Here is a 17,183-nt window from a genome sequence, read left to right as displayed (position 1 = left end):
TGCCTGATCCGGGATTCAGCCGTGTAAAAGCGGGGCGCTTCTACTCCCACTGCCAGAGCCTTGATGGCGTGATAACTGCAGGCAGAGCCACATCCCATTCTGCCACCGGCAACTCCTCCACCCGCTGACAGTCGTGCGCCACACCTACGGGCAGAAAGCCGTGCTGCTGCCAGTTCTGCAGCGTGCGATCGTAGAAACCGCCTCCCATTCCCAGTCGCTGCCCGTGCTGATCGAATGCGACCAGCGGTACCAGCATCAGATCCAATTGATCCAGAGTGATCAACTGCCGGATATCCAGCGGCGGCTCCGGGATGCCCAGTTTATTGGTGATCAGGGGGGTGTCAGGCGTGTAGCGTAAAAACAGTAGATGACCGGGGGAGAAGGGGTGTAAAACTGGCAGGCAGACCGTCTTTTTCAGGTGCCAGAGCCGGGCGATCAGGGGACGGGTATTAAGTTCGCCATCCACGGAGAGAAACAGTGCTACGGTGTCTGCCGCGGAGAGTGGCGCAACGTTCAGGGCAAGCTCAGCGAGCTGTTCCGCCGCCTGGGCCTGTTGCTCATCAGTCAGAGCACGTCGCAGATGGCGCACCTGCTGACGAATCGCCTGACGTTGTGTCATGGAAGGTTCTGACATGATTTTTCCGCCGGATAAGCCACTGAGCAGCCACTATAACATGTCAGTCGGGGAAAAAAGCAGGACGAAAAGAAGGGAGATCTCCGAGATGCCGCCGCAGGCTGTAACCCTTGAACCCTTGGTTCAAGGTGAACATGCCGTCGTAACCATCAGGCTTCTCGGACGAACCGAGCATGCACACAGGTTACAGAGCGTCACATTCTGTTTTTTCGAAATATCGGCTCAGGGGACTGGCCCGCTTGCAAACATCTCAGAGAAAGTTTACCTCACCGTTGCCTGACGTGTAGCAACCATGAAGTTTTATTCGAACTTCGCACCCTCACGTTCGGAGATGCGGCCCTGCTCAACCAGTGCCTGTTCAATCGTCTGCTGCAACATACGGATGCGTTGTTCCATATTAGCAGCATAGTCGCGCGTTTTCACTTTCTCCTGAGCGAGCTCGTGGCAGACGTTTAACGCGGCGATAAACACCAGTTGTTCTGTATTTGTGACTCTAGTGCGAACTTTCAGATCTTGCAACCGCTGATTGAGATCTTCAGCCGCGCTATTGAGCGCATCTTGCTGCTCTGGCGGACAATTCACTCTCAACGAACGACCAAAAATTTGTAAATCTACCGGTTGTGCAGACATGCCACCTTCCTGACTGATTCCTTCGCTCGCCACTCCCTTAGCGGTCAATGGCTTGGGAGGCGGGCAACTATATAGACCCACGAAATAAGATACAACCCCTTTTCTGGAAACCTTGAGGCAGCTAGTGGTAGCATAACACGAACTTATTCTGCCAACGACGATGAAAACTTATGTCCTTACAGAACGCAACCCCCGATTACAACGCGCTTGCCGCCATACTCTCACAGCAGGGTGTAGGAATGACGCCAGCAGAAATGCATGGCCTCCTGAGCGGCATCCTTTGCGGCGGTAACCAGGACACCAGCTGGAAAACGCTGGTACACGATCTGGCTAACGAAGGCATGGCGTTTTCACACACTCTTGCCGTGCCGCTGGCGGCGCTGCACGAACATACGGCGACCACGCTGGAAGACGACGGTTTTCTGTTTCAGCTGCTTCTGCCCGCTGACGATGACATTACCGTCTTTGACCGCGCCGATGCGCTGGCTGGCTGGGTTAACCATTTTCTGCTCGGCCTGGGTGTAACCCAGCCTAAACTGGATAAGGTCACGGGCGAAACCGGTGAAGCGATTGATGACCTGCGTACGATTGCACAGCTTGGTTATGAAGAAGATGAAGACCAGGAAGAACTGGAGCAGTCGCTTGAAGAGGTGATCGAATATGTGCGCGTGGCGGCACTGCTGTGTCACGACACCTTTACTCGCCGGCAGCCCACTGCCCCCGAAGTCCAGAAGCCGACGCTACACTAATTTCAGGGCAACGAGTTTAACCGGTCAGTTTACAGGGAGTGCAGAGATGATTTCACTGGAACGTTTTCAGAAGCGTCGTCAGGCGCTGCTGGCGAAGATGGCACCAGGAAGCGCAGCGTTAATTTTTGCTGCGCCTGAAGTTACGCGCAGTAACGACAGTGAGTATCCGTTCCGCCAGAGCAGCGATTTCTGGTATTTCACCGGGTTTAATGAACCGCAGGCGCTGCTGGTGCTGATTAAAAGCGATGAAAATCATAACCACAGCGTGCTGTTTAACCGGGTACGCGATCTCAATGCAGAAATCTGGTTTGGCCGCCGGCTGGGCCAGCAGGCGGCACCGGAAAAGCTGGGCGTCGATCGCGCGTTACCCTGGAATGATATCGGCGAACAGCTTCACCTGCTGCTCAACGGCCTGGATGTGATTTACCATGCGCAGGGCGAGTATGCCTATGCGGATGCGCTGGTGTCCGGCGCACTGGAAAAGCTGCGTCGCGGTTTCCGTCAGAATCTCAGCGCGCCAGCAACCGTCACAGACTGGCGTCCCTGGGTGCATGAGATGCGCCTGTTTAAAGATGAGGATGAGATCGCGCTGTTACGCCGTGCCGGAGAGATCACCGCGCTGGCGCATACCCGCGCGATGCAGGCCTGTCAGCCTGGCATGTATGAGTATCAGCTCGAAGGGGAAATCCATCACGAATTTACCCGTCACGGCGCACGTTATCCCTCCTATAACACCATTGTGGGCGCGGGCGAAAATGGCTGCATCCTGCACTACACCGAAAACGAAAGTGAGATGCGCGACGGCGATCTGGTGCTGATCGACGCGGGCTGCGAGTTCCAGGGCTATGCAGGCGATATCACCCGAACCTTCCCGGTGAACGGCAAATTCAGCCCGGCCCAGCGTGCCATTTATGACATTGTTCTCGCCTCACTGAAGCGCTCTCTTGAGCTGTTCCGACCTGGCGTCAGCATCCGTGAAGTCAATGATGAAGTGGTACGCATCATGGTTACAGGGCTGGTGGAGCTGGAGATTCTGGACGGTGATGTTGATACCCTGATCGCTGAAGAGGCGCACCGCGCATTCTTCATGCATGGCCTGAGCCACTGGCTGGGTCTGGATGTGCATGATGTCGGTCACTACGGCACCCCGAGCCGCGACCGGATTCTGGAGCCTGGTATGGTGTTAACCGTTGAGCCGGGCCTCTATATCGCGCCGGATGCGGATGTGCCTGCCCGCTATCGCGGTATTGGTATCCGCATTGAAGATGACATCGTGATCACCGAAACCGGCATTGAAAATCTCACCGACAGCGTTGTGAAAGAGGCCGATGAGATTGAAGCACTGATGGCGGCGGCACGACAGGCATGACGATTCTGATTGCCGGTGGCGGTATGACCGGGGCGACGCTGGCGCTGGCGATCTCCCATCTGACTCAGGGCACACTGCCGGTTACGCTGATTGAAAGCAGTGAGCCAGGCAGCCGTGCGCATCCGGGTTTTGATGGCCGTGCGATTGCGCTCTCTGCCGGTACCTGCCAGCAACTGGCGGATATTAACCTCTGGCAGACTATTGCCGGTTGTGCCACGCCGATTACCCATATCCATGTTTCCGACCGTGGTCACGCTGGTTTTGTCTCGCTGGCGGCGGCGGACTACGCTATTCCGGCGCTGGGGCAGGTGGTCGGGCTGTTCGACGTAGGTCAGCGGCTGTTTGCGGAACTCGAAAAAGCGCCGGGGATTACCCTGCGCTGTCCGGCCCGCGTAGTCCGGGCGGAACGCACTGCGCAGCAGGTTGAAGTGACACTGGATAATGATGAGCGTCTCAGTGGCCAGCTGCTGATCGCGGCAGATGGGACGCGCTCTGCGCTGGCCGCCGCGTGCGGCATCCAGTGGCAGAGTGAGGCGTATCAGCAAATCGCGGTGATCGCCAACGTCTCTGCGGCGCTGCCGCATCAGGGGCGCGCGTTTGAGCGCTTCACTGAGCATGGCCCGCTGGCGCTGCTGCCGATGTCTGACAACCGTCTGTCGCTGGTCTGGTGTCTTCCGGACACGCAGCGCGACCTGATTTCACAGTGGAGCGATGCCGAATTTCTCAGTCAGCTGCAGCGCGCCTTTGGCTGGCGACTGGGTAAATTTACCCACACCGGCCGGCGTGACTATTATCCACTGGCGCTGCACCAGGCGGTGTCACCGGTCGCGCATCGCGTGGCGGTCGTCGGCAACGCGGCCCAGACGCTGCATCCGATTGCCGGGCAGGGCTTTAACCTGGGGCTGCGCGATGTGATGTCACTGGCTGAAACCCTGGCCGCCGCCCATCGGCAACAGCAGGATTCCGGCAGTTATCCGGTGCTGCATCGCTACCAGCAGCGTCGCCAGGCCGACCGCGCCACCACCATCGGCATCACCGATGGGCTGGTGCGCGTCTTCGCGAATCGTTATGGTCCGCTGATTGCGGGACGTAACCTGGGTCTGCTGGCAATGGATCATCTGCCGTGGCTACGAAATCAACTGGCCGAGCGTACGCTTGGCTGGGTTAAGCGTTAATAAAGAGGCTCAGATGCAAACTTTTGATGTGGTGATTGCCGGTGGCGGTATGGTAGGACTGGCAGTGGCCTGTGGCTTACAGGGCAGTGGACTGCGCGTCGCCGTGCTGGAGAAAGCACCGGAGCCACCGATGGCACTGAGTGCGTCACCCTCAATTCGCGTGTCAGCAATCAATGCCGCCAGCGAACGGCTGCTACAGAAGCTCGATGTCTGGTCGGCCATTCTCTCACAGCGTGCCAGCGCGTATCACGGCATGGAAGTGTGGGACAAAGACAGTTTCGGCAGCATTGCCTTTGATGATCAGCAGCAGGGCCTGTCGCATCTGGGGCATATCATCGAAAATCCGGTCATTCACCATGCGCTCTGGCAGCGTGCCAGCGGCTGCAGCGACGTTACGATCATGGCACCTGCACAGCTTCAGCAGGTTGCTTTTGGTGACAATGAAGCCTTTATTACCCTGCAGGATGGCACCATGCTGAGTGCGCGGCTGATGATTGCTGCGGACGGTGCTCACTCCTGGCTACGTAACAAGGCCGACATTCCGCTGACCTTCTGGGATTATGATCATCACGCATTAGTGGCCAACGTCCGCACGGAAAAGCCGCACGATGCGGTAGCCCGTCAGGTGTTTCACGGCGACGGCATTCTGGCTTTCCTGCCGATGCAGGACCTGCACCTGAGTTCGATCGTCTGGTCGCTCGCGCCACAGGAGGCGAGTCGCCTGGAAACCATGCCTGACGCGCTGTTCAATCAGCAGCTCTCTGTGGCGTTTGATATGCGGCTTGGCTTGTGCCAGCTGGAGAGTGAACGCAAATCATTCCCGCTGGTGGCGCGCTATGCCCGTCAGTTCGCTGCTCACCGTCTGGCGCTGGTGGGCGATGCGGCGCACACCATTCATCCGCTGGCTGGCCAGGGCGTGAACCTGGGCTTCATGGATGCCGCTGAGCTGATTGGTGAAATTCGTCGCCTGCATCAGCAGGGTAAAGATATCGGTCAGCACCTCTATCTGCGCCGTTATGAGCGCAGTCGCAAGCACAGCGCGGCCATGATGCTGGCGGGCATGCAGGGCTTCCGTGAAATGTTTGCGGGCAATCATCCGGCAAAAAAACTGCTGCGTGATGTGGGCCTGAAACTGGCCGATCGTCTGCCGGGCGTCAAACCGATGATGCTGAAGCAGGCGATGGGGCTGAACGATTTGCCCGCCTGGCTCCGCTAATTCCCCCCTCTGAAAGCCAGCCTGCGCTGGCTTTTTTTATCGCTGAAACTCCGCTGCACCATAAAAAGGCAACGCTGCACCAGCAGGGTTCCTCATTTGATTTATTCTAATTTTGCCGCACAATTCGCATTAGTTTTTTTCATTCATGACGTTTATGCGTCTGGTATTTTTTTAACATCCCGGACGCCCTCTCGCATAAATTTGCTGCGTATATTTAAAAGCCCTGCATTTATTGCGCGATTAATCACAAAATCGCAGTTTTTTATCCTGCTGACGCGCCTTTCTGGTTAGGCTGTGCTTCTGATTTCGCCCCCGGTTTGCTTATGGTTAATCCTCAGATTCGGTGGTAACGTCAGTCATAAGAGAACGTTTGCGTCGGTGCTGGAATCCGGCGCACTTTTGCACTCACTCGCTTCTGCACAGGATCGTTATGACTCAGCAAACACCTCTGTTTGAACAGCATCAGGCCTGCGGTGCCCGCATGGTGGATTTCCACGGCTGGATGATGCCGCTGCACTATGGCTCACAGATGGATGAGCATCATGTAGTGCGCACCGACGCCGGCATGTTTGACGTCTCCCACATGACCATTATCGATCTGACAGGTCCGCGCACCCGCGAATTCCTGCGTTATCTGCTGGCAAACGATGTGGCAAAGCTGACGCAGCCGGGCAAAGCGCTCTATTCCGGCATGCTGAATGCCTCTGGTGGCGTCATTGACGATTTAATTGTTTACTTTATGAGCGAGGATTTTTTCCGGCTGGTGGTTAACTCCGCGACCCGTGAAAAAGATCTCGCCTGGATCGCGCAGCACGCTGAAGGCTATGGCATCACGCTGACTGAACGCGATGACCTGGCCTTGATCGCCGTGCAGGGGCCAGAGGCGCAGCAGAAAGCGCAGACGCTGTTTACTGAGGCGCAACGCGAGGCTGTGGCGGGCATGAAGCCCTTCTTCGGTGTGGCGTCAGGCGACCTGTTTATCGCCACTACCGGCTATACCGGTGAAGCAGGCTATGAGATTGCCTTGCCCGCTACGGAAGCGGCCGGGTTCTGGCAGCGTCTGCTGGCGGCAGGCGTGAAGCCCGCCGGCCTGGGGGCGCGCGATACGCTGCGCCTGGAAGCGGGTATGAATCTCTATGGTCAGGAGATGGATGAAAGCGTGTCACCGCTGGCCGCGAATATGGGCTGGACCCTCAGCTGGGAACCTGCCGATCGCGATTTTATCGGACGGGAAGCGCTGGAAGTGCAGCGTGAACGGGGTACCGACAAGCTGGTGGGGCTAATCCTCAGGGAAAAAGGGGTGCTGCGCAACGGCCTGCCGGTGCGCTTCACCGATAGTCAGGGGCAGTTGCAGGAGGGGATCATTACCAGTGGCTCGTTCTCACCGACACTGGGTTGCAGCATTGCCCTGGCGCGCGTGCCGGCCAGCGTCGGCAGCAGCGCCATTGTTGAGATCCGTAACCGTCAGATGCCGGTCCAGGTAACCCGTCCCGTTTTTGTCCGCGCTGGTAAACCGGTCGCTCAGTAAATTTTATTCAGGAGAAATGGCCAATGAGCAATGTGCCAAATACGTTGAAGTACCGTGACAGCCACGAGTGGGTGCGTAAAGAAGCCGACGGCAGCTACACCGTGGGTATCACGGAACATGCGCAGGAATTACTGGGCGACATGGTGTTCGTCGACCTGCCGGAAGTGGGCGCGACCTTTGCCGCAGGTGAAGAGTGCGCGGTCGCCGAGTCTGTTAAAGCCGCTTCAGATATTTATGCGCCGATCAGCGGCGAAGTGGTCGCGGTCAATGACGCGCTGACCGACTCACCTGAGCAGGTCAACAGCGAACCCTATGACGGTGGCTGGTTATTTAAACTCAAAGCCAGCGACGAGTCTGAAATCGACTCGCTGCTGGATGCCGATGCGTATAAAGCCTCCATCGACGAGTAGTCGTCAGGCGGCCTCGCAGCGAGGCCGCAGATTTCTTTTTGATCTTCGGTTCCCCCAGCCCGATTCAGGATTTACTGCTAATGACTCAGACTCTCAGCCAGCTTGAACACAACGGTGCTTTCATCGAGCGCCATATTGGTCCTTCACCTGAGCAGCAGGCGCTAATGCTCGAAGCCATTGGTGCCCGCTCGCTGGAGGCGCTGATCGGTACGATTGTGCCGGCAGACATTCAGCTACCGGGCCCGCCCGCGGTGGGCGATGCCGTCACGGAACAGCAGGCGCTGGCGGAGCTGAAAGCGATGGCCAGCCAGAACCTGCGTTACAAATCCTGGATTGGGATGGGATACAGCGCGGTGATCACGCCACCAGTGATTCTGCGTAATATGCTGGAGAATCCGGGCTGGTACACGGCTTATACTCCTTATCAGCCGGAAGTTTCCCAGGGCCGTCTGGAAGCACTGCTGAACTTCCAGCAGCTGACGCTGGACCTTACCGGCATGGATATCGCCTCGGCCTCTCTGCTGGATGAGGCGACCGCCGCGGCGGAAGCGATGGCGATGGCAAAACGCGTCAGCAAGCTCAAAAACGCCAACAAATTTTTTATTGCCGATGATATTCATCCGCAGACGCTGGATGTGGTCCGCACCCGTGCGGAAACCTTTGGCTTTGAACTGATCGTGGATCGTGCAGAAAAAGCGGCTGAGCATGAGGACCTGTTTGGCGTGCTGCTGCAACAGGTCGGCACCACTGGCGACACGCATGATTACAGCGCGCTGATTGGCGAACTGAAAGCGCGCAAAGTGGTGGTAAGCATGGCGGCGGACTTTATGTCGCTGGTCTTACTGGAGGCGCCGGGCAGGCAGGGCGCAGACATTGTCTTTGGTTCAGCCCAGCGTTTTGGGGTGCCTATGGGTTATGGCGGCCCGCACGCCGCCTTCTTCGCCAGCCGCGACGAGCATAAGCGTTCTATGCCCGGCCGTATCATCGGAGTGTCGCGCGATGCCGCAGGCAACACCGCGCTGCGTATGGCAATGCAGACCCGCGAACAGCATATCCGCCGTGAAAAGGCCAACTCCAACATCTGTACCTCGCAGGTACTGCTGGCCAACATCGCCGGTCTCTATGCGGTGTTCCATGGCCCGGCGGGTCTGAAACGCATCGCCTCGCGCATTCATCGCTTCACCAGCATTTTGGCGGCGGGACTGCAGCAGGGCGGCCTGACGCTGCGCCATCAGCACTGGTTCGACACGCTGACGGTCGACGTGGCGGATAAAGCCGCCGTGCTGAATCGCGCACTGAGCTTTGGCGTAAACCTGCGCAGCGACATCCACAACGCGGTGGGTATCACGCTGGATGAAACCACCTGCCGTGACGATATCCTGGCGCTGTTCGAGATTCTGCTGGGCGATGACCACGGTCAGAATCTGGACGCGCTCGACAGCGACGTCGCCCTCGCAGGCCACGCGATTCCGGCGGGGCTGCAGCGTCAGAGTGAGATTCTGACCCACCCGGTCTTCAACCGTCATCATAGCGAAACCGAGATGATGCGTTACATGCACAGCCTGGAGAAAAAGGATCTGGCGCTGAACCAGGCGATGATCCCCCTCGGCTCCTGCACCATGAAGCTCAACGCCGCCGCCGAAATGATTCCGATCACCTGGCCGGAATTTGCGGAGCTGCATCCGTTCTGCCCGGCAGAGCAGGCCACCGGCTACCTGCAGATGATCGGCCAGCTTTCGCAGTGGCTGGTACAGCTCACCGGCTATGATGCGCTCTGTATGCAGCCTAACTCGGGCGCGCAGGGCGAATATGCCGGGCTGCTGGCCATTCGTCGTTACCATGAAAGCCGTGGCGAGAGCGATCGCCATCTCTGCCTGATTCCAAATTCGGCGCACGGCACCAACCCGGCTTCCGCGCAGATGGCGGGCATGGACGTGGTGGTGGTGGCCTGTGACAAGCAGGGCAACATCGACCTCAACGATCTGCGTGAAAAAGCGGCGCAGGCGGGCGATAAACTCTCCTGTATCATGGTGACGTATCCGTCCACGCACGGCGTCTATGAAGAGACGATCCGCGAAGTGTGCCAGATTGTGCATCAGTATGGCGGTCAGGTTTATCTGGATGGTGCAAACATGAACGCGCAGGTCGGCATCACCACGCCGGGTTATATCGGCGCGGATGTCTCGCACCTGAACCTGCATAAAACCTTCTGCATCCCGCACGGCGGCGGCGGCCCGGGCATGGGCCCGATTGGCGTAAAAGCGCACCTCGCGCCCTTTGTTCCGGGACACAGCGTCGTACAGATCGACGATATCCTGACGCAGCAGGGGGCCGTCTCCGCAGCGCCGTTTGGCAGCGCCTCTATCCTGCCAATCAGCTGGATGTACATTCGTATGATGGGCGCAGAGGGATTGAAACAGGCCAGTTCGGTAGCGATTCTGAACGCCAACTACATTGCCAGCCGCCTGAAGTCCGCCTATCCGGTACTCTATACCGGTCGTGACGGGCGTGTGGCGCACGAATGTATTCTCGACATCCGTCCGCTGAAAGAGCAGACCGGTATCAGTGAGCTGGATATTGCGAAACGCCTGATTGATTTCGGCTTCCATGCACCGACCATGTCGTTCCCGGTCGCGGGTACCCTGATGGTCGAGCCGACAGAGTCAGAGAGCAAAATTGAACTGGATCGTTTTATCGACGCGATGCTGGCTATCCGCATGGAGATCGACCGGGTGGCTGCAGGAGAGTGGCCGCTGGACGACAACCCGCTGGTGAATGCGCCCCATACTCAGCTGGAAATCGTCAGTGAGTGGTCGCACCCTTACAGCCGTGAACTGGCGGTCTTCCCGGCAGGCAGCCATAACAAATACTGGCCAACGGTAAAGCGTCTGGATGATGTTTTTGGTGACCGTAACCTGTTCTGCTCCTGTGTGCCGATGAGCGACTATCAGTAACGCGCAGAGTCATCACCCCACCGGGCCGATTCGTCGGCCCTTTTTTTTAGGAGAAGCAGCATGAAACTGGCACTGGTAACGGGCGGCAGCCGGGGCATCGGACGGGCCACCGCGCAGTTGCTGGCCGCCCGGGGATACCGGGTCGCGGTGAACTATCATCAGCGTGAAGAGGAAGCCCGGCAGGTGGTGGCGCAGATCCGGCAGCAGGGCGGTGACGCCTTTGCTATCCGGGCAGACATCAGCGATGAAGCGGAAGTGATGGCGCTCTTTGCGCAGCTCGACCAGCAGCCGGAACCGCTGACGCTGCTGGTGAACAATGCCGGGATTCTGTTTCAGCAGTGCCGTACCGAAGATCTGGATATGGCGCGCCTGCAGAAGGTATTTGCCACTAACGTTATCGGCACCTTTCTCTGCTGTCGCGAGGCGGTGAAGCGAATGGGCACCCATCATGGCGGTCAGGGCGGGGCGATCGTCAATGTCTCATCAGCGGCATCCCGTATCGGTGCGCCAGGCGAATATGTTGATTACGCCGCCTCAAAAGGGGCGATGGATACGCTGACTAAAGGTTTATCACTGGAAGTGGCGCAGCAGGGGATTCGGGTGAATGGTGTCCGGCCGGGATTCATCTACACAGAGATGCATGCCGATGGCGGCGAGCCAGGCAGAGTGGATCGGCTGGCCAGCGCAATCCCGATGGGACGGGGCGGCAGAGCCGAAGAGGTAGCAGAAGCTATCGTCTGGCTGGCCAGCGAGGCAGCTTCTTATGTCACCGGCAGCATCATTGACGCTGCCGGTGGCCGTTAATCCGCATTGCCCGGGGGCGGGCGCAAGGCGTTACAGGTTTTCGCCGTTGCTGGCGATAACCTGCTGATACCAGCTGAAGCTCTTCTTCTTCGCTCGGGAAAAATCACCGCTGCCGTCATCGTTTTTGTTCACGTGAATGAAGCCGTAACGCTTGTCGTACTGACCGGTGGTAAAAGAGACACAGTCCAGACAGCCCCATGGCGTATAACCCATCAGGTCTACGCCATCCCAGGTGACGGCTTTCTTCATCTCTTCAATATGCGCGCGCAGGTAGTCGATGCGGTAGTCATCTTCAATCACACCATCGGCATTGGGCTTATCGATAGCGCCAAAGCCATTCTCCACAATAAACAGCGGTTTCTGGTAGCGTTCATACAGATCGTTCAGAACATAGCGCAGACCCACCGGGTCAATCTGCCAGCCCCAGTCTGAGGCTTTTACATGCGGGTTCTTCACCACACCTTCAAAGCCGGTAATAGGATCGTCAACACCGCTGGCATCCGTCTTCACGGCATTACTCATGTAGTAGCTGAAGCCCACATAGTCTGCGCATCCCTCGCGCAGCGTGCGGGCATCGTCAGCTTCCATCTGAATGTCATAGCCTTTGCGCGCCCACTCTTTAAGGGTGTAGGCCGGGTAGGCACCGCGCATCTGCACGTCACTGAAGACATAACGCTGATGCATCGCTTCCTGAGCCAGCACAACATCATCCGGATGGCAGGAGAAGGGATAGACCGGCACCATGGCGATCATGCAGCCAATCTTAAACTCAGGGTTGATGGCGTGGCCGAGCTTCACCACCCGGGCGCTGGCAACAAACTGGTGATGCATCACCTGATACATTGCCTGTTCCGGCTTCTCATGCTCTGTGAAGATCACGCCTGAGCAGCAGTAGCCAAACAGCGGATACTGCCAGTTGCGCTGGTTGTTGATCTCGTTAAAGGTCATCCAGTACCTGACCTTGTTCTTATAGCGGTTCAGCACGACTTCGCTGAAGCGCACAAAGAAGTCGACCACTTTGCGGTTATGCCAGCCGCCATACTCTTTCACCAGGTGATAAGGCATTTCAAAATGCGACAGGGTGATGACCGGTTCAATGCCATACTTCAGCAGTTCATCAAACAGATCGTCATAAAACTGCAGGCCGGCTTCGTTGGGCTGCTGCTCATCGCCGTTGGGGAAGATGCGGGTCCAGGCGATGGAAGTGCGGAAACATCTGAAGCCCATCTCGGCGAACAGCGCGATATCCTGTTTGTAATGGGAATAAAACTCCACGCCCTGATGGTTTGGATAAAAGCAGCCGGGCTGCACGCCATCGGTGATCTCCCGGTCCACGCCATGGGAACCGCCGGTGAGGACATCAGCAATGCTTACGCCTTTGCCACCCTGATCCCAGCCGCCTTCAACCTGATGCGCGGCGACGGCGCCGCCCCAGAGAAAGCCCTTTGGTAACTGCAATTCTGCACTCATGCACGACTCCGTTGCGGATAGTGAAATTGAGCTGAGTGTAGCAAGGACCTAAAGAAAGTCACGATATAACAGTGCGCCGGATATTGCGTTTGTTACATCTGAAAAACAGGCTGTTTTATTTTCCCAGCTGACGACCGATCGCTTCAATAATATAGGTGACCGGCACCTGGGTCGTAATGTCACAATGATCTGCCGTGCGGATAATCGGCACATGATAGCAAAGTGAGAAATCGGCCAGCTTTGCCAGCGAGCAGCTTTCCGTGTTGGTAATGGCGACGATCTTACACTTGTTCAGGCTGAACTGACTGGCAATGCGCAGGATTTCTTCGGTTTCACCGGAAACGGAAAGAACAATCGCCACAGCATTGTCATAAAGGTCAGGCGTGACGGGATAATAAGGATCGTCAATCGCGTGGCTGAATTTGCCGAGATTAGAAAAGAAACGCGCGCCATATTTTGCCAGGCTGCCGGAGGTGCCGACGCCAATAAAGAAAACCTGCTCCGCCTGATTAATCTTTTGTGCAACCTGCGCAATGAGATCTTCAAATTCAGGGTTATTGATACTTTTAAAAAAGCTCAGCATATCGCTGACGCCTGCCGTGTTAAGCAAGGGCGGGCTCTGCTCGTTCAATCGCAGACGGATGCGGAATTCTGACCAGCCTTCACAGCCCATTTTGCGGCAGAAACGCAGCACGGTGGTGGTAGAGACGCCCGTCTGCTCAGCCAGTTCGCGAATCGTCATATAGCTGACGCTTTCACGGTGCTTAATGATGAACTGATAGACCTGCATTTCCAGATCGTTAAGGCGGGCGAGATCGCGATGCGATAACATGAGTGACTCGTTGAACAGTTGACCGGTGGTTAGCTTATCAGATTTAGCGTGCAAATCAGGGACAGAGAATCACAGCAGAAATTTTTAGCGTACAACTGTACACTGAAAAAAATGTTGGTTACGCTGAAGAGCGTGATTTCAGTGCCAGTGTTACTCAGGAAATGGAAATGACCACGACGCTCTCTCATAAAGCCCGGTCCGCTGCGGGCGACTGGTTCGCAGAAGAAATCGCTAACAGTATCAGTCACGGTCTCGGCTGCCTTTTCGGCATTGTCGGGCTGGTGCTGATGCTACATCAGGCCGTTGAAAGACAGGCGGACGCGTTAACGTTTATCAGTTATAGCCTCTATGGCGGCAGCATGATCCTGCTGTTTCTCGCCTCGACGCTTTACCACGCAATCCCTGCTGGCCCGGTCAGGCCCTGGCTGAAAAAGCTGGATCACTGCGCCATCTATCTGCTGATTGCCGGCACCTATACGCCGTTTCTGCTGGTCGGTTTGCGAACGCCGTTGGCCTACGGATTGATGGCGGTTATCTGGCTGCTGGCGCTTTCTGGCGTGCTGTTTAAGCTCACGATAGCCGAGCGTTTTAAAGCGCTCTCGCTGGTGACCTATCTCTGCATGGGGTGGCTTTCGCTGATCGTGGTTTATCAGCTGGCGATGATCCTGCCGCCGGGCTGCGTCTGGCTGCTGGCGGCGGGCGGGATTGTCTATTCGCTGGGGGTCATTTTCTATGTGGCGCGGCGCATTCCCTATAACCACGCCATCTGGCATGGATTTGTACTGGGCGGCAGCCTCTGCCATTTCTGCTCCATCTACTTCTATGTTCGCTGATGCCAGCCTGTTCCGCTAAGCCGTGCTGGCCCGTCCACTGAACGGAAGGGCCAGCAGGCGGAATCAGCCTTCGTCCAGCGAATAGGGCAGCGGCTGAATGGTCAGACGGCCGCCCTCATCCCCTTCAACCCGCAGCACGCTATCTGGCTCCAGATCGTTGTTGAGCACCACCTGAATCCAGCTGGTGCCGTCATCTAACTGCACCGCGGCCAGCACGCTGCCGGTACGACGCCAGCGATCGCCTATCTGCAGCTCCAGTGAGCCATTCGCTTCGGGCAGATGGCTTGCCTGGCCTGCCAGCCAGTAAAGCGCGCGCTTATTGGCACCGCGATATTTGGCCCTGGCCACCATCTCCTGACCGGCATAGCACCCCTTTTTAAAGCTGATGGCATCCAGCGCCTGCAGGTTTGTGGCCTGCGGAATAAACTGCACGCTGGTGGCCGGATCGATTACCGGAATCCCTGCTTCGATATCCAGTGCCAGCCACTGCTGACTGTCATTGAATTGCGCATCGTCGTTGAGCTTCTGCTTCAGCGTCTCCGCTACTGCCAGTGAGGTGACAATCAGGAAGCGTTCGGCCGGATACGCGAACCAGAGCAGCGTGGTCTCACCCTGCTGCACCACCGGCTTTTCGCTGTCGGGCAGGCTGTCAAACAGACTGGTCAGCGCAGCGCGCGCCTGAAATCCGGCCACGCCCAGCACCACTGACTCATCATCGGCAACCATCGTTACTTTCGAAAAGACCGCATATTTCTTTAACTCGGTCAGCTGGGTGTCGCGCAATGCACGGCGGATCAGATAGGCATAGCCTTCTCCGCGATGAAACAGGCGCAGGCTACTCCACATCTTGCCCTTTGCATCGCAGTGCGCGGCGGGTGAGTGGTGATCGGCATCCAGTGACGCAACATCCAGCGTCAGCTGACCCTGCAGGTAAGCGGTGCTGTCGGCACCGGTGATGGAAACCAGTGCCCAGTTATCCAGTGACATCAGGGTTAACGGCAGACGGGACGACGCGGCAGGCTGGCGCGGCGGTAAAGTAAAAGTGGGCATGGAGATATCCTGTGTAAGAAGGTTCATCCGGAACAGTGTCTTCAATGTTAAAAGAGCCGACTGGCAATGCAACCTGTTTACGGAAAACGGCGCACAAAAGGCGTGATAACCCTGAAAAGATCCGGCCTGAAATGTGGCAGGTTGCACAGCATAAGACGCCATGCCTGCGAGCGGGATTAAACCAGGTTACACTAGGCGCCACGTTGTGAACTGTGGAAACTGATGCATGGATATTAATGATAAATCACGTATTCAGTGGGCCTGCCGTCGCGGCATGCTGGAGCTGGATGTGGCGATTATGCCGTTCTTCAAATTTGAGTATGACACGCTGAGCGACACCGATAAGCGGGTGTTTGTAGCCCTGCTGAAGAGTGACGATCCCGATCTGTTTAACTGGCTGATGAATCACGGTGAGCCAAAAGATCCTGAACTTAAGCGGATGGTCAATCTGATCCAGCAGCGCAACCATGATCGCGGCCCCGTGGCAATGTGAACTGAGACCTTCCCGGCTGGCGCACGGATTACTGTGCGGCTGGCTGATGGCTGCGGTCACGGGTATTGGACTGCTGACGTTACCTGCAGACGTTTGGCTTATCAAAAGCGCAGTGATACTGCTGTTGCTGACGGAGGGCTGGCAACATTACCGGCGGCTGGCGCAGCGGCGCGGCGTGCTGCAGCGGGAAAGCATGCATTGCTGGATCTGGCAGGGAAAGCGCTTCCGGCCGGTGCAGCCACTGCGCTGGCTGCCGACCGGTGTACTGCTGGTGGCGAAGAGCGAACAGGGTGACGTATTGCGCTGGTGGCTGATGCAGGACAGTATGCAGCCTGGCGAATGGCGGGCGTTACGCGCCTGCTGCTTCAGCAGGGCGCAGCCCTGAACGCAGTCAGGCTGGAAAGGGCGCAGATCTTTCACCGGCCTGCGTCCGGCAGAGGGCGCTAAAGCAGTCCGGCGGTTTCGGTTAACACCTGTTCGCACCACTGCTCTACGCGCTCATCGGTGATCTCAAACTGATTGACGTCATCCAGCGCCAGACCCACAAACTGTGAGCCATCGGCACTCAGCGGTTTCGGGCTGGTGAACTCATAGCCTTCAAGCGGCCAGTAACCGACAAAACGCACGCCCATCGGTTTCAGCAGATCGTGCAGCATACCGAGTGCATCTAAAAACCACTCGCCGTAGCCAATCTGATCGCCCATGCCATACAGCGCGACGATCTTATTCTGCAGGTTCAGCGCGGGCAGCTGCGTCCAGATCGCTTCCCAGTCCTCCTGCAGCTCACCGAAATCCCAGGTCGGGATACCCATGATCAGCAAATCGTACTGCTCCATCAGGCGCGGATCATCATCCTTCACGTTGTGCAGCGTCACTAACTCTTCGCCAATGAAATCGCGAATTTTCTCCGCTACGATTTCGGTGTAACAGGTACTGGAACCGTAAAAAAGACCGATTTTCATGCAGATAACACTCTGTAAATACTGACTCTGGCGCAATTGTACCAGAAGCGCTGCTGAATCAGGCATAATGAGCA

At 57.1% G+C, this 17,183-nt stretch carries 17 protein-coding genes and 1 other RNA gene; 11 read left to right on the top strand and 7 right to left on the bottom strand.

Annotation, left to right across the window (positions count from 1 at the left end):
- Positions 1 to 40 precede the first annotated feature (40 nt).
- The 3 genes from ACLHDD_RS11985 to zapA all read right to left on the bottom strand — a co-directional run bounded on the left by ACLHDD_RS11985 (position 41) and on the right by zapA (position 1,264).
- Complete coding sequence (locus ACLHDD_RS11985) at positions 41 to 634, bottom strand: 5-formyltetrahydrofolate cyclo-ligase (RefSeq protein ID WP_427104285.1); 594 nt, start codon at positions 632 to 634, stop codon at positions 41 to 43.
- Between the two features lie 76 nt (positions 635 to 710).
- Positions 711 to 894: non-coding RNA, 6S RNA (gene ssrS / locus ACLHDD_RS11980), on the bottom strand.
- 40 nt (positions 895 to 934) lie between these two features.
- Positions 935 to 1,264: a cell division protein ZapA gene (zapA, locus tag ACLHDD_RS11975; RefSeq protein WP_008925677.1), complete on the bottom strand. Its 330-nt coding sequence runs from the start codon at positions 1,262 to 1,264 to the stop codon at positions 935 to 937.
- Between the two features lie 170 nt (positions 1,265 to 1,434).
- Between zapA and ACLHDD_RS11970 the strand changes: the two genes are divergently transcribed.
- The 8 genes from ACLHDD_RS11970 (at position 1,435) to ACLHDD_RS11935 (ending at position 11,469) form a co-directional block, all read left to right on the top strand.
- Positions 1,435 to 2,013, top strand: a complete 579-nt coding sequence (locus ACLHDD_RS11970; RefSeq protein ID WP_427104284.1) for a YecA family protein — start codon at positions 1,435 to 1,437, stop codon at positions 2,011 to 2,013.
- Between the two features lie 46 nt (positions 2,014 to 2,059).
- Positions 2,060 to 3,382 (top strand): Xaa-Pro aminopeptidase, encoded by a 1,323-nt coding sequence (gene pepP, locus ACLHDD_RS11965; RefSeq protein ID WP_427104283.1) that lies wholly within the window; start codon positions 2,060 to 2,062, stop codon positions 3,380 to 3,382.
- A complete protein-coding gene (gene ubiH / locus ACLHDD_RS11960) occupies positions 3,379 to 4,557 on the top strand; it encodes a 2-octaprenyl-6-methoxyphenyl hydroxylase (protein WP_427104282.1) in 1,179 nt (392 codons plus the stop codon). Before pepP ends, ubiH begins: the two co-directional genes overlap by 4 nt.
- 13 nt (positions 4,558 to 4,570) lie before the next feature.
- Entirely contained in the window at positions 4,571 to 5,773 is a 1,203-nt protein-coding gene (gene ubiI, locus ACLHDD_RS11955) for an FAD-dependent 2-octaprenylphenol hydroxylase (RefSeq protein ID WP_427104281.1), read from the top strand.
- A gap of 430 nt (positions 5,774 to 6,203) precedes the next feature.
- Positions 6,204 to 7,301: a glycine cleavage system aminomethyltransferase GcvT gene (gene gcvT, locus ACLHDD_RS11950; RefSeq protein WP_427104280.1), complete on the top strand. Its 1,098-nt coding sequence runs from the start codon at positions 6,204 to 6,206 to the stop codon at positions 7,299 to 7,301.
- 23 nt (positions 7,302 to 7,324) lie between these two features.
- On the top strand, positions 7,325 to 7,711 hold the full coding sequence (gene gcvH / locus ACLHDD_RS11945; RefSeq protein ID WP_427104279.1) for a glycine cleavage system protein GcvH: 387 nt from the start codon (positions 7,325 to 7,327) through the stop codon (positions 7,709 to 7,711).
- Between the two features lie 80 nt (positions 7,712 to 7,791).
- Positions 7,792 to 10,665 carry an aminomethyl-transferring glycine dehydrogenase gene (gene gcvP / locus ACLHDD_RS11940; protein ID WP_427104278.1) on the top strand — a complete coding sequence of 958 codons (2,874 nt, stop codon included), beginning with the start codon at positions 7,792 to 7,794 and terminating at the stop codon, positions 10,663 to 10,665.
- Between the two features lie 60 nt (positions 10,666 to 10,725).
- Positions 10,726 to 11,469 (top strand): SDR family oxidoreductase, encoded by a 744-nt coding sequence (locus tag ACLHDD_RS11935; protein WP_427104277.1) that lies wholly within the window; start codon positions 10,726 to 10,728, stop codon positions 11,467 to 11,469.
- Positions 11,470 to 11,499: 30 nt separating this feature from the next.
- On the opposite strand, the gene ACLHDD_RS11930 is transcribed toward ACLHDD_RS11935, so the two are convergent.
- Both ACLHDD_RS11930 and ACLHDD_RS11925 read right to left on the bottom strand, forming a co-directional pair.
- Positions 11,500 to 12,939: a 6-phospho-beta-glucosidase gene (locus ACLHDD_RS11930; protein WP_427104276.1), complete on the bottom strand. Its 1,440-nt coding sequence runs from the start codon at positions 12,937 to 12,939 to the stop codon at positions 11,500 to 11,502.
- 115 nt (positions 12,940 to 13,054) lie between these two features.
- The gene (locus ACLHDD_RS11925) at positions 13,055 to 13,771 is read right to left on the bottom strand and encodes a MurR/RpiR family transcriptional regulator (RefSeq protein ID WP_427104275.1); all 717 of its coding nucleotides are present in this window, start codon (positions 13,769 to 13,771) and stop codon (positions 13,055 to 13,057) included.
- 167 nt (positions 13,772 to 13,938) lie between these two features.
- Here ACLHDD_RS11925 and trhA point away from each other — a divergent pair, with 167 nt between their 5' ends.
- Entirely contained in the window at positions 13,939 to 14,604 is a 666-nt protein-coding gene (gene trhA / locus ACLHDD_RS11920; RefSeq protein ID WP_427104274.1) for a PAQR family membrane homeostasis protein TrhA, read from the top strand.
- A 63-nt stretch (positions 14,605 to 14,667) separates the two neighbouring features.
- On the opposite strand, the gene ygfZ is transcribed toward trhA, so the two are convergent.
- Positions 14,668 to 15,654, bottom strand: a complete 987-nt coding sequence (ygfZ, locus tag ACLHDD_RS11915) for a tRNA-modifying protein YgfZ (protein ID WP_427104273.1) — start codon at positions 15,652 to 15,654, stop codon at positions 14,668 to 14,670.
- Positions 15,655 to 15,880: 226 nt separating this feature from the next.
- Here ygfZ and sdhE point away from each other — a divergent pair, with 226 nt between their 5' ends.
- A complete protein-coding gene (gene sdhE / locus ACLHDD_RS11910; protein ID WP_111142224.1) occupies positions 15,881 to 16,147 on the top strand; it encodes an FAD assembly factor SdhE in 267 nt (88 codons plus the stop codon).
- Complete coding sequence (locus ACLHDD_RS11905) at positions 16,122 to 16,532, top strand: protein YgfX (protein WP_427104272.1); 411 nt, start codon at positions 16,122 to 16,124, stop codon at positions 16,530 to 16,532. Before sdhE ends, ACLHDD_RS11905 begins: the two co-directional genes overlap by 26 nt.
- A 58-nt stretch (positions 16,533 to 16,590) precedes the next feature.
- Here ACLHDD_RS11905 and fldB read toward each other — a convergent pair whose 3' ends face one another.
- The gene (gene fldB / locus ACLHDD_RS11900) at positions 16,591 to 17,109 is read right to left on the bottom strand and encodes a flavodoxin FldB (RefSeq protein WP_128083941.1); all 519 of its coding nucleotides are present in this window, start codon (positions 17,107 to 17,109) and stop codon (positions 16,591 to 16,593) included.
- Positions 17,110 to 17,183 lie beyond the last annotated feature (74 nt).

Source organism: Pantoea sp. NSTU24, assembly GCF_050157905.1.
Classification (GTDB): Bacteria; Pseudomonadota; Gammaproteobacteria; order Enterobacterales; family Enterobacteriaceae; genus Pantoea.
This window is presented reverse-complemented; position numbering and strand designations above follow the sequence as displayed.